The organism is Pectobacterium punjabense (genome assembly GCF_012427845.1).
Lineage (GTDB): Bacteria > Pseudomonadota > Gammaproteobacteria > Enterobacterales > Enterobacteriaceae > Pectobacterium > Pectobacterium punjabense.
In genome coordinates, this window is record NZ_CP038498.1 from 1,815,992 (window position 1) to 1,829,533 (window position 13,542).

Here is a 13,542-nt window from a genome sequence, read left to right on the forward strand (position 1 = left end):
CTTAAATTGAGTTTTTTGGATTTGTTAAAGTCAGATTCACATTGTTAAATCTGACTTTAGTCATCCTTATCAGGAGGTAAATACTCTCACTTTTGAGCGTTATTTCACAATAACATTGCGGAAAGTAAAGCGCTGTTTCTTACCTGATTCTTGGTAACCGATACGCACGAATATGCCTAAATCTTCGATATAGGCATAATCACTGCTCATTGGTACGCCATCTCCACGGTTATCTGTACAAATGATTTCAAGATAGCGTCCTGTGAACGCTGAACTAATATCTTTAGCATCGGACCATTTTTTATCAGCTCGACACTGCTGACTAGTGGTTTTTTTGTCGCTACCCATGCTTTCCCATTGATATTCAGCCCCTTCTTTTGGGGGAATGGAAAATGTATTTTTGAGCGTTTTACTGATAGTCGGTGATGTAGAAATGGAGTCCCATTTTTTAAATTCTACTATATTAAATAAACGCTGATGCTGTGAATAAAATTGAACATCACCAAGCGTTAATTTATCCAGAGTCAATGTTGTCCCATCAGGTTGACGATCGATCACCGTTACTGAATGCATGCTGACACTCATTTCTTTTTCATTGGGTGATTCCTGACTATAAACCAACTGCTGGAAAGTAGGGAGCTGGTGTGTGTTGACTAACGCTTCCTCAACCACATTCGCTACTTCTTTGGTAAGGGGGGAGCTTTGCAGGTATGAAGGGTCATTCTGTTCAAAATTGGGTAAAATTAGCTGATCATCGGCAGGTTTTTTTTCGCGAAGTAGTAAGGCTTCAGAGCTTTTAAATTGATTAATATCGCGAATGGCACAAAGTTTTTTTGCTATTTCAACCTTTTCTGGAACGAGGTCGGTGAAATTAGCATCTGTCGTAGCCATGTGATCTGTAATATTTCCTTGGTTATCTATGGAATAACTACTTATCTCTTTACCTTGATTGTTTTTACAGTTCAGAATCATATCCTGAATCTTTATAGAATATGGCGCGGCATATTCTTTGTCTTTATAGGTTAAGGCATAATCGGTTGCCAAACGTATTTTAAGTATTTCACCTTCGCGCTTACTCTTATTAACGTCAAAAAAATATTGATCTTTTTGGTCATTTTTAAGGGGAAGCGCGGCCCATTTCGGGGCTGAAATAGCTTGCTGGCAGGCATCCAATTCGGGCTTTGTCTTGAGCAAACTGTCTTCATCGGGTTCAAAAGGTACGCCTGGAATGTAACGGAGGATTGAGTTTGCGCCATAGACTCGAATATCAGATCTGGTAGACGCTTTAATTGTAGAGAATAACAGCGTCTTTTTATCCGTCGCGCAGTCCACATTTAACCATAATTCGTTCACTTCCCCCGTGTACATTGCCATGCGGTAAAGCACATTAATGCTCTTTCCGACCTGAACAGTGCTATCGGGAATCCAGTCTATGCTTTTGAACATCTCTTGTGGTGAGGGGAGGGAGAAAGCTGAGGAAGATAGCATCAGCCCTACTGAAAATAGGGTTAACTTATTCATTTTCAATTCCTTTTCAATAGTACATAAACGCAAAGATGTTACCTGAAGAGTAAATTTAAAAGCCAGTTATTCATCTACTTCACAGTAATATGTCCAATTTCAGGGGGACATACGTTGAGTAAGGAAGGCACTTTTGCGAAGGCTCGTTTCATTTGCCCAAACAAGTACAATAAAAGGTACGAGCAGGGTCCATTTCCTTTTTTTTATCGCTTAAAACTTGAGCAAATTGAGGTTTGCCGCACTATTCCACCAATCGGATAGGGATATCTTTATCGAAAGTCTTATACTGGGCGTGTTGATATACCGTTTGCTCGGATGAATTGAATATTTACAACGACTGAAAGGGAATAAGGAAAAAGATGAAAATTGGAACGGGAGAACACGGCCTTTTGGCTCATCGTGCTTCGAGCGCTAACTCGGCAGTTCAGACTGGTAATCAAACCTCGTTTGCAGCCATTTTAGCGGGAAAAACGCAGGAAGCGAGTATAAACCGCACTTCTGGCTCTATTTCTGAGGTTAAGAAATACGATTTTACGAATATGACGCCACAAGAGTTGAATGAAACTGTAAACAGCCTGATTCGAAACGGGCAAATGGACCTCGATGAATCGTCATCACTGTTGGGTTTCATGGCTCCTACCGCGTTGTCTAAAGTCGTTTATGACGGCACCGCACCCGCTTCACCACGTCAGCCTATGAACGTGTTCTCCAAAATTCAGGAAGGTATTGATGGGGCATTATCGCGTAATGAAAAGGCGAGTGCAGAAGGTTTGCAACGAGCTGCCGATGCCTTGCTTCGTTTTCAGGATAAAGTTGTAAAGGTGACTAGCTTCGCGTAATGAAAAGGCCAAGCGTATCCTGTTGATTCTGTTTGTTATACCCGTCATACTTCAAGTTGCATGTGCGTTAGCCGCATTACTCGGCACACTTGCGTGTACCTCGCCCCGTTGGGGCCGCTGCAAGCAGCGTTCAAACCTGCCTCTGGCAGGTTTGTCAGTCACCCGAATCACATACCTGAGTAAGCTCATCGGGATGAAATGAGAGACATCCTGTCTCTCACCTGAGGCCAGCCGTTGGCTGGTCAAATTCGTTCCCGACGAATTTGTCCTTCTCTTGCCGCGTTACGATGCTCATGGCTGAGCATCGCCCTAACGGGCTAACGCTTCGCGTTGTTCAAAACGTTAACGTTTTGTCCTGAAACTAGAATTATTTAGGGTATATACAGAATGCCGTGTTGCTGCGTGAAATACGCCCTTTCCTTTTCTCTGCGAAGATTAGTCTCAATTATTTCGACAAGTGCTGACAAATCCCGAATGCTGAACTATTTTCATAAGTAATTATCACGTTACGGAGGTTGATATGGGATTTTGGCGCATTGTTCTGACTATTCTTCTACCACCGTTGGGCGTGTTATTGGGGAAAGGGATTGGTGGGGCGTTCATTCTGAATATTATTCTGACGTTGCTGGGCTATTTTCCTGGCTTGGTGCATGCGTTTTGGGTGCAGACAAAAGACGATGGAATTTAATGGCTAAAAAAGCCTAACGACGATCGTAATGAAATAATGGGGAGGCAAGGTGCCTCCCCATTATTTTTTAAAACAGTAAATCGATAATCGAGTCATGTTACTCTGCGCGCACTACCTGATTACGCCCTTGCTGTTTGGCTTGATAAAGCGCGATATCGGCGCGGTTTATCAGCATACTGAGCGTCTCGCCTGCCCGATATTCCGCGACACCGCAGCTGACCGTCACCTGAATGGCTCCTTCACGGTAGGGAAGGTGCGTTATTTCTATATTCTGGCGTAGTGCCTCGGCGCGTTGTTGTGCGGCGTTGATATCGCAATCGTCGAGTAGAATGACGAACTCTTCACCTCCCCAACGGCAGGGCTGATCGCTGGAGCGGGTATTCGCTGACAAGAGTGCAGAAATTTCTTGTAAAACCAAATCCCCAACGTTGTGGCCGTACTTGTCATTGATTTTCTTGAAGTGGTCAATATCAATGAGAAGAATGGAAAGTGATTTGTGTTGTAAGGCATTTTTCGTTCCGAGACGACGGAATAAATAATCAAATGCCTGACGGTTCATGAGGCCCGTTAATTTATCCGTGGTCGCCATTTGTTCCAGACGACGTTGATAGCCACCAATGGTCAGCCACAGCAGAAATAAGAAAAGGACGCTGACGAACGTACTGATACCCAGGTTTTTTAGCAGCGTGGCGAATAGTCGCTTTTCACTGGGGTGGCTAGTTTGTTCTACCATCAAATACCAACCGAATTCAGGGATGAGCCGGGTATTAAGGAAAATATGCTTCCCGTCTGATTGATACTCATAAGCGCCACCGGGAGCCGTTAGGATCGTGGTAGCAATATTGCCTAGCCCCGGCTGCTGCTGAATCTTTAGCGGTCGACTATAGCTTTCTCCATGTAAGGTAATGTTGCCTTCCTTATCAATGAAATAGATTGTGCGGTTATAGCGTTGCTCATATTTTTCAAGGAGGTGTTTAACGCGTTCAACGGGAATACCTACGCCGGTAATACCGATGAAATTGCCTTCATAGTCCACGACTTTGTGATTAATAAGAATATCCAGGCGTGTGTGATTCTCAGGATCGAATGAGATATCGATGGCATAAGGCATCTCGTCCGATAGCGTTCGGTGCTGGAAATACCATTGATCGTCTGGCGAATTCTCTGAAACGGTTTTCAGGATGCGCTGCTGATCGTAGTAACGTTTGGTTTTATCCGAAATGAAGAACGAAAATACGGTATCGAAGCGACGATCGATTTCTCGCAGGTAGCGAAACATGGCCTGCGGATCGCTTTCATCCTTCAGCACCCAGTCGCGTAAAAAGGTATCGTGTGCCATCAGCGACGAAATAAAGATAGGTTTTAGCAAATCTTGTTGGATTTCCGAATAGACGTTATCACTGGTTAGCGGCAGGGTATTTTCTTCGATTTCTTCTTCCAGCGATTCCTTAGCCACTTCATAACTGGTCCAACTGATAACGAGAAAGGCGGCGAGCAGCATGGAGCCGAGTATTATGATTGCGCGTGTTTTGTCCAGCCAGCGTGCATTATTAATGAATCCAGTCTGCAAAATAATCTCCCCAGAGAATCATTTATGAGGTAGGTTAATAAACCTCTATTTTCACCTAAAAATTGTGGTGCAACATTTTACTGGAATGACGGTGTAGCACAATTGGACGAGTGAATCGCTGACGCATAGCGTTCAGTATAGTGGTTACATTATGGAAGTATTAGAGCAGATTGCTGGAACGCAATGTTTTGTATTAAGAACGTGTGAACGTCTTCCTGTCGGCTTACTTATTCCTTTCGCGTTTTCAAAACGCGTAAACAAACAGGACACCATGCGGTGCCCTGTTTGTTTATAAGCGGTGATTCAGCGGATTACTTAAATACGCGAAAACGCTCTTCAAAGGCGATATAGGTTTTCTCACCAGCGGGTTGCTCAACGGAACCGAATGGCATTTGGGCACGCAGCTTCCAGCTGGCGGGCAGGCTCCACTGCGCCTTGACGTCATTGTCGATCAACGGGTTGTAGTGTTGGAGTGAGGCACCGATTTTTTCCTGCGCCAGCGTGGACCACACGGCGAACTGAGCGATACCGGTTGAATGTTCAGACCAGACCGGGAAGTTGTCGGCATAAAGCGCAAATTTTTCCTGTAGCGCTTCAATCACTGCGGTGTCTTCAAAGAACAGGACGGTTCCCGCACCGGCAGCAAAGGAGGCCAGTTTGCTTTCTGTTGGGGCAAACGCATCCGCAGGCACAATTTTTTTCAGTTGCTGTTTAACAATATCCCACAGCTTGTGGTGTTGCTCACCAAACAGAATGACAACGCGAGAGCTTTGTGAATTAAAAGAGGAGGGGCTTTCATTAACGGCTTCGGTAATGAGCGCGGTAACCTGATCTTCTGATATCGGTAGTTTATTGCCGATGGCATAGATTGAACGACGGGCCTTGATTGACTGCAAAAAAGCATTACTCATGGTGTGTTCCTCAGTTTACGTGATGACTAACCTTTACACTGTGTCACTGATCTTTCCTGTGTTCAATGGCTTATCGTGCCGGATAAGCATCTTTTCCGGCTTCGCGTTAGCCACCGCAGACTTCACAGTGTGGGTTTTTCGGCAGCGTTATTTCACGAAATTGCAGCGTCATTGCATCGAACATCAGCAAACGCCCGGTAGTCAGCTTGCCATAGCCTGTGAGCAACTTAATGGCCTCCAGCGCCTGCAAACTTCCGATAGTGCCCACCAGCGGCGACATCACACCGGCTTCGACACACGTTAGCGCATTGGCACCGAACAGACGACTGAGGCAATGGTAGCAAGGTTCATCGGGCTGGTAGGTAAAGACGCTGATTTGGCCTTCCATCCGAATCGCGGCACCGGAGATCAGCGGTTTTTTGAGCTGAAAGCCAATGCGGTTTAGGCGATCGCGGATGGTGACATTGTCGGTACAGTCCAACACGGCATCATGCTTGTTGATCAGTTCTTTCAAGGCCTCGTCATTGAGATCGCCATCAACGGCATCAAGTGAAAGATGCGGATTCATGTCGGATAACGTCAGACGCGCTGATTCGACTTTTGCCATCCCGATACGGGTATCGCGGTGCAGAACCTGACGTTGCAGGTTAGACAGTGAGACGGTATCAAAATCCAGCAGCGTCAAATGACCGACGCCCGCCGCAGCCAGGTACTGCGTGGCGGCACAGCCCAATCCACCCAAACCGACAATCAACAGGCGTGAAGCCTTGAGCTTTTCCTGTCCGTCAAAATCAAAGCCGCGCAGTACAATCTGTCGATTGTAGCGCAGCATTTCTTCATCGCTCAGTTCCGGCAACATACTCAATGTCCCAGCAGGGCGTTGAAGGGCTCGATTTCTACCCATTCGCCAGCAGCGACGTGACCACGATCCTGCTCAAGCACGATGAAACAGTTACCGAGGCTGAACGAGCTGAAAACGTGTGAACCCTGATGCCCGGTGGTTCTCACTTCCAGTTCACCCTGCGCGTTGCGGCTAAAAATGCCTCGCTGGAAATCGGTGCGCCCCGGCGTCTTTTTCAACGCGCTGGTGGTTTTGACGCGCACTCGCGGCGGCTGGTGCCACTGTGTATAGCCAGACAGGCGAGCTAGCAGCGGTTGCACCAACTGATAGAATGTCAGCGCGGCGGATACTGGATTCCCCGGCAGGCCGCAGAACCAGGCGTGTTGTAACTTGCCGAAGGCGAAGGGTTTACCGGGTTTGATCGCCAGCTTCCAGAAATGGATATCGCCCAGTTCATCCAGCATTTGCTTGGTATAATCCGCTTCGCCAACGGAAACGCCGCCGCTACTAATCACCAGATCGGCAAACTGGTCTGCCTCATGGAATGCGGCACGCAGCGCGTCTGGATCATCGCGGATGATGCCCAGGTCTTGCACGTCGCAGCCTAGCTGTTCAAGCATCAAACGGACGGCAAAACGGTTGGTGTCATAAATCTGGCCGTCTTCCAGTGGTTTACCGACGGGTTGCAGTTCATCACCGGTTGAAAACACCGCGACTTTCAGGCGACGTACTACGTCAATCTGCGCAATCCCCAACGAAGCCAGCAGCGGCAATTCCGCCACGCCCAGTTTGCAGCCCGCAGGTAGCACGCTGGCACCCGCCTGAATATCTTCTCCTGCCAGACGAATATTTTGACCGGGTTTGACTTCATGTGGGAAACGGATGCCGTCTTCACTCACGTCAGCCTGTTCCTGCATGATCACGGCGTCTGCTCCTGCGGGAATTGGCGCACCGGTCATGATACGAATGCAGGTTCCGGCAGGCCATTCACCGGTGAAAGGCGCGCCAGCGAAGGCTTTTCCTGCCAGCGGCAGCAGTGTGGCAATCGACAAATCGGCGCAGCGCACTGCATAGCCATCCATCGCGGAATTAGCAAAAGGCGGGACGTTAATCGGGGAAGCAATGGCACGGGCGGTGATCCGTCCAGCGGCGTCGAACAGGGATACGCGCTCTGTTTCGGTAAGTGAAGGAACCTGAGAAAACATGTTTTCCAGAGCTTGTTCAAGAGTCAGTAAACCTGCGTTAACGCTTTCCATCTTTACTCCACCGTTTTTCATCAATACAGTCTGTTTCATTCATATGGCTTTTTTCAGTAGCACGGAATGTTCCGCCAGCATGCCGTTCATGAGCGAAAACCCGTTTCTTATGCCACTATTAATTATGTCAGAGTTCGTAACGTGGGTGAATGTATGCAGGTCAAGGAATCCGGCTTTTGGCGTGTGAATCCTCGTTAGAGGTTAGGCAACATAGGCAGGATTCAGCGCAGATGTTTTTTCTTCAATTCGCACTATTTCGGGAAAAAATGAGTGCATCTGCCGGAGATATCGTGCTTTATTACGTCGCTTTATGATAATTAACTTAATGTTATAAAAAGAAATTTCTCACTGTCCTGATTTCAGTTTCCGCTTTACATCATACCTTGCGCTAAATATAGTCGAAAACCGCTGATAATTTGTTCCTGACCGCGTTGCGCTGATTCCAGCCGCATTTATAGGGAGATTCGCCGTTCATGTCGCTCACACAGGATCATTATGCCTCGCTGTCTTCCCCTGTTCCAGGGCTGGTTTTGCCTGAAAAACGGGTGGTGGACGTGCGCAATCTGAGTGTCTATTTCGAACAACAGGGACAGCGGACGGATGCGGTACGCAATTTGACGTTCTCTGTCGATCGCGGCGAAACGCTGGCTATCGTCGGGGAGTCGGGCTCGGGTAAATCGGTGACGTCTCTGGCGCTGATGCGTTTGGTCGAACACGCAGGTGGGGTGATTCACCAGGGGGATATGCTCTTTCGTCGTCGCGATGGTGATGTGCTGGATCTCCGTGGTGCTCGTCAGCGGGTGATGCGGACGTTACGCGGAGCGGATTTAGCGATGATTTTCCAGGAACCGATGACGTCGCTCAATCCCGTCTTCCCGGTCGGCGAACAGATAGCCGAGTCGATTCGTTTGCATCAGGGCATGAACCGGCAGGCTGCGCGTGCAGAAACCTTGCGCATGCTGGATCTGGTCAGAATACCGGAAGCGCGTAATGTGCTGGATCGCTACCCTCACCAACTCTCTGGCGGAATGCGTCAGCGGGTCATGATTGCGATGGCGCTCTCCTGTAAGCCGTCGCTGCTCATTGCCGATGAACCGACGACCGCGCTGGATGTCACCATTCAGGCGCAAATCCTGCAACTTATCCGTGTGCTACAGCGTGAAATGGACATGGCCGTGATTTTTATCACCCACGACATGGGGGTGGTGGCGGAAGTCGCGGAGCGCGTATTGGTGATGCACCGTGGGGAAAGCGTTGAAGCGGGAAGCGTAGGGCAGATTTTTACCGCGCCGCAGCACCCGTATACGCAGGGATTGTTGGCGGCAGTACCCGCATTAGGGTCAATGCGCGGGCAACCCTTCCCAGCAAAATTTCCGCTACTGGATCGACGCGCGATGCCAATCACAGACAACGCGCCGCAGGATACGGTTCCTGCGCATGCGGAGCCGATCTTACAGGTGAGCCATCTGGTGACGCGTTTTCCAATTCGCAGCGGGTTATTAAACCGTGTGACGCGTCAGGTGCATGCGGTGGAAAACGTCAGCTTCGATCTCTGGCCGGGGGAAACGCTTTCGCTGGTTGGCGAATCGGGGTGCGGCAAGTCCACAACCGGCCGGGCGTTGCTCCAACTGGTTGAAAGTCAGAAGGGTGAGATTACCTTTAATGGCCAGCGCATCCATCAGTTAAAAGGTGCCGCATTACAGCGTTTGCGGCGTGATATTCAATTGATTTTTCAGGACCCCTATGCGTCTCTGGACCCTCGTCTAACCGTCGGGTTCTCGATTATGGAACCGCTGCTGGTACACAACATTTGCCGTCGGCAGGAGGCGGAGAAACGCGTTGAATGGCTATTGTCGCGTGTAGGATTGGAGCCGGAACACGCCCGACGCTATCCGCATGAATTTTCCGGTGGTCAGCGTCAGCGCGTTTGTATCGCCAGAGCGTTGGCGCTGAACCCTAAAGTGGTGATTGCGGATGAGGCCGTATCTGCGCTGGACGTGTCGATTCAGGCGCAAATCATCAATCTGATGCTGGAGTTGCAACGTGAGTTTGGCATCGCATTTTTGTTTATTTCACATGATATGGCGGTGGTTGAACGCATTAGCCATCGTGTAGCGGTGATGTACATGGGGCAAATTGTCGAGATCGGTCCACGGCAAGACGTGTTTGAACGTCCTCGGCATCCTTATACCCGCAAACTGATGTCGGCAGTGCCGATTGCCGATCCCTCACGCCGTAAGCGTGAGCAGGTGTTGCTGGTTGATGAAATACCCAGTCCGATCCGAGGGATGGGTGATGAACCGATCACGGCGCCTTTGGTTCAGGTTGGTGAGCGACACTTTGTTGCGCACCATCCGATTGCCGGTGCTTATTAACAGGGATTCACAAGGAGAACGTAGCATGAGCGTAATGACGATAAAACGGCGCTGGTTAGTCGCCGCAGGGGTAACCGCAGCGATGGCAGCCTCACCCGTCTGGGCAGCTAAAGATGCGGTTATCGCCGTGGGTTCCACGTTTACCAGCCTGGACCCCTATGATGCCAACGATTCGCTATCGCAGACGGTGGCGAAGTCATTCTATCAGGGGCTTTTTGGCTTCGATAAAGAGATGAAGCTGGTAAACGTCCTGGCGGACAGCTACGACGTCAGCCCGGATGGCCTGGCGTATACCGTCAAGCTGCACCCTGGCGTCAAATTTCACGATGGGTCAGCGTTTAATGCCGCGGCTGTCAAAGTGAATCTGGATCGTGCCAGTAACCCAGAGAGTCGTCTGAAGCGGTATAACCTGTTCAAAATGATCGACAAAACCGAGGTGGTGGACGATCTGACAGTGAAAATTATGCTGAAGACGCCGTTCTCGGCGTTTGTTAACAATCTGGCGCACCCGGCGGCAGTCATGATCTCTCCAGCGGCATTAAAGCAGTACGGCAAGGAGATCGGTTTTCACCCGGTTGGCACCGGCCCATATCGCTTTGTGGCCTGGAATCAGACCGATTTTGTCAAAGTGGAGAAATTCAGCGGCTACTGGAAAGCTGGGTTGCCTAAGCTGGACAGCATTACCTGGCGTCCGGTAGTGGATAACAACACGCGTGCTGCACTGCTGCAAACGGGCGAAGCGCAGTTTGCTTATCCAATACCGTTCGAGCAGGCCAAGGTGTTGGAGAAAAATGACAAGCTGGCGCTGGTGGCGTCACCGTCGATCCTGCATCGCTACATCAGCATGAATGTCACGCAGAAACCGTTTGATAACCCGAAAGTACGACAGGCGCTGAACTACGCAATTAACAAAGAGGCACTGATTAAAGTGGCGTTCTCCGGCTACGCGACGCCAGCCGAAGGGCCACTGCCGGGCAGCATTGATTATTCAGTAAACTATCAGCCGTGGCCTTACGATCCAGCGAAGGCACGCGAGCTACTAAAAGAAGCAGGCTACCCGGACGGTTTTACCACCACGCTATGGTCGTCGCATAACCACAGTACGGCGCAGAAAGTCTTGCAGTTCACGCAACAACAGCTTGCACAGGTTGGCGTGAAAGTGCAGGTGACCGCGATGGATGCGGGGCAACGCGCCGCGGAAGTCGAAGGCAAGGGCGTGAAAGAAACGGGCGTTCGCCTGTTCTATACCGGCTGGTCGGCATCGACGGGAGAAGCGGACTGGGCGCTGTCGCCACTGTTTGCGACCGCTTCCTGGCCACCCGCGCAGTTCAACACGGCTTTTTACAGCAACCCGCAGGTTGACGTAGATCTGGCCAATGCGCTGAAAACGACGGATCGAGCGGAAAAACAGAAACTGTATAAGGATGCGCAGGACAAAATCTGGGCCGATGCACCGTGGATTTTTCTGGCGACAGAGCGCTTAGTGTCGGCTAATAGCAAGAAGCTGACCGGGTTCTATGTGATGCCGGATACCTTGTTTAGCTTTGATGATGCCGATCTGACGGAGTAATCCAGCACGAAAATATGACCAGGGAGTCGGGTGGCCATGGAGCTACCCGCAGTGGTCAACACTCGTCCACTCATAGGAGAGTCTGACGCATGTCTGTGGAAAACTGTTCATGCTGAATTATTTTATTAAACGGCTACTAGGGCTGATCCCCACGCTCCTGATTGTGATGGTGCTGGTGTTCCTGTTCGTTCATCTGTTACCCGGCGATCCGGCGCGTTTAGCCGCCGGGCGGGAAGCGGATGCTGTCGTTATCGAGATGGTGCGGCAGGATTTGGGCTTGGATAAACCGCTGCCGCACCAGTTCTGGCACTTCTTCACTAATATCCTGCAAGGGGATCTGGGTACGTCGATCGTGTCGAAGCGGCCTGTCACGGAAGAGATCGCTATGCGCTTTATGCCGACCTTTTGGTTGACGGTGTCTAGCATGGCGTGGGCGGTGATTTTTGGCATGGCGATTGGCATCGTCTCTGCCGTATGGCGCAATGGCTGGCCAGATAGGATTGGCATGACGTTGGCGGTATCTGGTCTCTCTTTCCCGGCGTTTGCACTTGGCATGCTGTTAATGCAGATTTTTTCCGTCGAATTAGGCTGGCTACCAACGGTGGGGGCGGATACCTGGCTGCACTACATCTTGCCTTCCCTGACGTTAGGTGCGGCAGTCGCGGCGGTGATGGCGCGTTTTACCCGAGCGTCATTTGTTGATGTGTTGCAGGAAGATTACATGCGCACGGCGCGGGCAAAAGGCGTGCGAGAATCGCTGGTGGTCGTGAAGCACGGGCTGCGTAATGCGCTGATTCCGGTGGTCACCATGATGGGGTTGCAATTTGGCTTTTTGCTCGGTGGCTCCATCGTCGTGGAAAAAGTGTTCAACTGGCCGGGTTTGGGACGGCTGTTGGTGGATGCGGTGGAGATGCGCGACTATCCGGTGATTCAGGCTGAAGTGTTGCTGTTTTCACTGGAGTTTATTCTGATCAATCTGCTGGTTGACATGCTGTATGCCGCGATTAATCCAGCCATTCGTTATAAATAAGGAAAGGGAATGAGACACTGGCGACGTAAAGCTATGCTGGCGACGCTCCCTGTCATTAGGGATAAACCGGTTCGTACGCCATGGCGTGAATTCTGGCGGCGCTTTCTTCGGCAACGCGTAGCGGTTGCCGCTGGTCTGTTTGTGCTGCTGCTGGTTGTGGCTGCGTTTCTGGCTCCGTATCTGGTGCCCTATGATGCCGAGAACTATTTTGATTATGAACGCCTGAACGAAGGCCCCTCTGCGGCACATTGGTTGGGGGTCGATTCATTAGGGCGTGATATTTTCAGCCGAATCCTGATGGGGACGCGTATTTCGCTGGCGGCGGGTATTCTCTCGGTGCTGGTGGGGATGATTATCGGCACGACACTGGGGCTGTTGGCGGGCTACTACGAAGGATGGACGGACAGAATCATCATGCGCATAGGCGATGTGCTGTTTGCCTTCCCTGGAATATTGCTGGCGATTGCCGTAGTGGCGATGATGGGCAGTGGGATGGCGAATGTGATTGTCGCTGTGGCGATTTTCAGCATTCCAGCCTTCGCCCGTCTGGTGCGAGGCAACACGCTGGTGCTGAAACAGCTCACCTATATCGAATCGGCTCGCAGTATTGGTGCCAGCGACGGGACGCTCATCTTCCGGCATATCTTGCCCGGTTCGGTGTCTTCCATCGTGGTGTTTTTCTCGATGCGAATTGGGATGTCGATCATCACTGCGGCTAGCCTGTCATTTCTGGGGCTTGGTGCCCAGCCGCCGATGCCTGAGTGGGGGGCGATGCTGAATGAAGCGCGGTCGGATATGGTGATTGCACCACATGTCGCCATCTTCCCGAGTCTGGCGATATTTCTGACGGTCTTGGCGTTTAATTTATTAGGCGACGGTCTGCGCGACGCGCTCGACCCGAAATTGAAAAGCTGAATAAAAAAAGCGCGACAATGAGTGCC

The 13,542-nt window shown here is 50.4% G+C and carries 11 protein-coding genes; 6 read left to right on the plus strand and 5 right to left on the minus strand.

Annotation, left to right across the window (positions count from 1 at the left end):
- Positions 1-99: 99 nt before the first annotated feature.
- On the minus strand, positions 100-1,521 hold the full coding sequence (locus tag E2566_RS08130; RefSeq protein ID WP_107171094.1) for a hypothetical protein: 1,422 nt from the start codon (positions 1,519-1,521) through the stop codon (positions 100-102).
- A gap of 359 nt (positions 1,522-1,880) precedes the next feature.
- Here E2566_RS08130 and E2566_RS08135 point away from each other — a divergent pair, with 359 nt between their 5' ends.
- Both E2566_RS08135 and E2566_RS08140 read left to right on the plus strand, forming a co-directional pair.
- Positions 1,881-2,360 carry a hypothetical protein gene (locus E2566_RS08135; protein WP_107171095.1) on the plus strand — a complete coding sequence of 160 codons (480 nt, stop codon included), beginning with the start codon at positions 1,881-1,883 and terminating at the stop codon, positions 2,358-2,360.
- Positions 2,361-2,880: 520 nt separating this feature from the next.
- Positions 2,881-3,048, plus strand: a complete 168-nt coding sequence (locus E2566_RS08140) for a YqaE/Pmp3 family membrane protein (RefSeq protein WP_010280855.1) — start codon at positions 2,881-2,883, stop codon at positions 3,046-3,048.
- Positions 3,049-3,145: 97 nt separating this feature from the next.
- On the opposite strand, the gene E2566_RS08145 is transcribed toward E2566_RS08140, so the two are convergent.
- From E2566_RS08145 to moeA, 4 genes are all read right to left on the minus strand, one after another.
- Positions 3,146-4,618, minus strand: coding sequence for a sensor domain-containing diguanylate cyclase (locus E2566_RS08145; protein WP_107167892.1), 1,473 nt, complete (start codon positions 4,616-4,618; stop codon positions 3,146-3,148).
- A gap of 311 nt (positions 4,619-4,929) precedes the next feature.
- On the minus strand, positions 4,930-5,529 hold the full coding sequence (locus tag E2566_RS08150) for a nitroreductase family protein (protein WP_107167893.1): 600 nt from the start codon (positions 5,527-5,529) through the stop codon (positions 4,930-4,932).
- Between the two features lie 106 nt (positions 5,530-5,635).
- Complete coding sequence (moeB, locus tag E2566_RS08155) at positions 5,636-6,388, minus strand: molybdopterin-synthase adenylyltransferase MoeB (protein WP_107167894.1); 753 nt, start codon at positions 6,386-6,388, stop codon at positions 5,636-5,638.
- A 2-nt stretch (positions 6,389-6,390) separates the two neighbouring features.
- A complete protein-coding gene (gene moeA, locus E2566_RS08160; protein ID WP_107167895.1) occupies positions 6,391-7,626 on the minus strand; it encodes a molybdopterin molybdotransferase MoeA in 1,236 nt (411 codons plus the stop codon).
- A gap of 473 nt (positions 7,627-8,099) precedes the next feature.
- Between moeA and E2566_RS08165 the strand changes: the two genes are divergently transcribed.
- The 4 genes from E2566_RS08165 to gsiD all read left to right on the plus strand — a co-directional run bounded on the left by E2566_RS08165 (position 8,100) and on the right by gsiD (position 13,516).
- The gene (locus tag E2566_RS08165; protein ID WP_107167896.1) at positions 8,100-10,001 is read left to right on the plus strand and encodes a dipeptide ABC transporter ATP-binding protein; all 1,902 of its coding nucleotides are present in this window, start codon (positions 8,100-8,102) and stop codon (positions 9,999-10,001) included.
- 25 nt (positions 10,002-10,026) lie between these two features.
- Positions 10,027-11,571, plus strand: a complete 1,545-nt coding sequence (gsiB, locus tag E2566_RS08170; RefSeq protein ID WP_205942448.1) for a glutathione ABC transporter substrate-binding protein GsiB — start codon at positions 10,027-10,029, stop codon at positions 11,569-11,571.
- Between the two features lie 109 nt (positions 11,572-11,680).
- The gene (gene gsiC, locus E2566_RS08175) at positions 11,681-12,601 is read left to right on the plus strand and encodes a glutathione ABC transporter permease GsiC (protein WP_107167897.1); all 921 of its coding nucleotides are present in this window, start codon (positions 11,681-11,683) and stop codon (positions 12,599-12,601) included.
- A gap of 9 nt (positions 12,602-12,610) precedes the next feature.
- Complete coding sequence (gene gsiD, locus E2566_RS08180) at positions 12,611-13,516, plus strand: glutathione ABC transporter permease GsiD (protein ID WP_107167898.1); 906 nt, start codon at positions 12,611-12,613, stop codon at positions 13,514-13,516.
- Positions 13,517-13,542 lie beyond the last annotated feature (26 nt).

Excerpts from the sequence above, each read along its gene's own strand:
- E2566_RS08130 (WP_107171094.1), bottom strand. The coding sequence starts at position 1,521 with ATGAATAAGTTAACCCTATTTTCAGTAGGGCTGATGCTATCTTCCTCA.
- E2566_RS08135 (WP_107171095.1), top strand. The coding sequence starts at position 1,881 with ATGAAAATTGGAACGGGAGAACACGGCCTTTTGGCTCATCGTGCTTCG.
- E2566_RS08140 (WP_010280855.1), top strand. The coding sequence starts at position 2,881 with ATGGGATTTTGGCGCATTGTTCTGACTATTCTTCTACCACCGTTGGGC.
- E2566_RS08150 (WP_107167893.1), bottom strand. The coding sequence starts at position 5,529 with ATGAGTAATGCTTTTTTGCAGTCAATCAAGGCCCGTCGTTCAATCTAT.
- moeB (WP_107167894.1), bottom strand. The coding sequence starts at position 6,388 with ATGTTGCCGGAACTGAGCGATGAAGAAATGCTGCGCTACAATCGACAG.
- moeA (WP_107167895.1), bottom strand. The coding sequence starts at position 7,626 with ATGGAAAGCGTTAACGCAGGTTTACTGACTCTTGAACAAGCTCTGGAA.
- E2566_RS08165 (WP_107167896.1), top strand. The coding sequence starts at position 8,100 with ATGTCGCTCACACAGGATCATTATGCCTCGCTGTCTTCCCCTGTTCCA.
- gsiB (WP_205942448.1), top strand. The coding sequence starts at position 10,027 with ATGAGCGTAATGACGATAAAACGGCGCTGGTTAGTCGCCGCAGGGGTA.
- gsiC (WP_107167897.1), top strand. The coding sequence starts at position 11,681 with ATGCTGAATTATTTTATTAAACGGCTACTAGGGCTGATCCCCACGCTC.
- gsiD (WP_107167898.1), top strand. The coding sequence starts at position 12,611 with ATGAGACACTGGCGACGTAAAGCTATGCTGGCGACGCTCCCTGTCATT.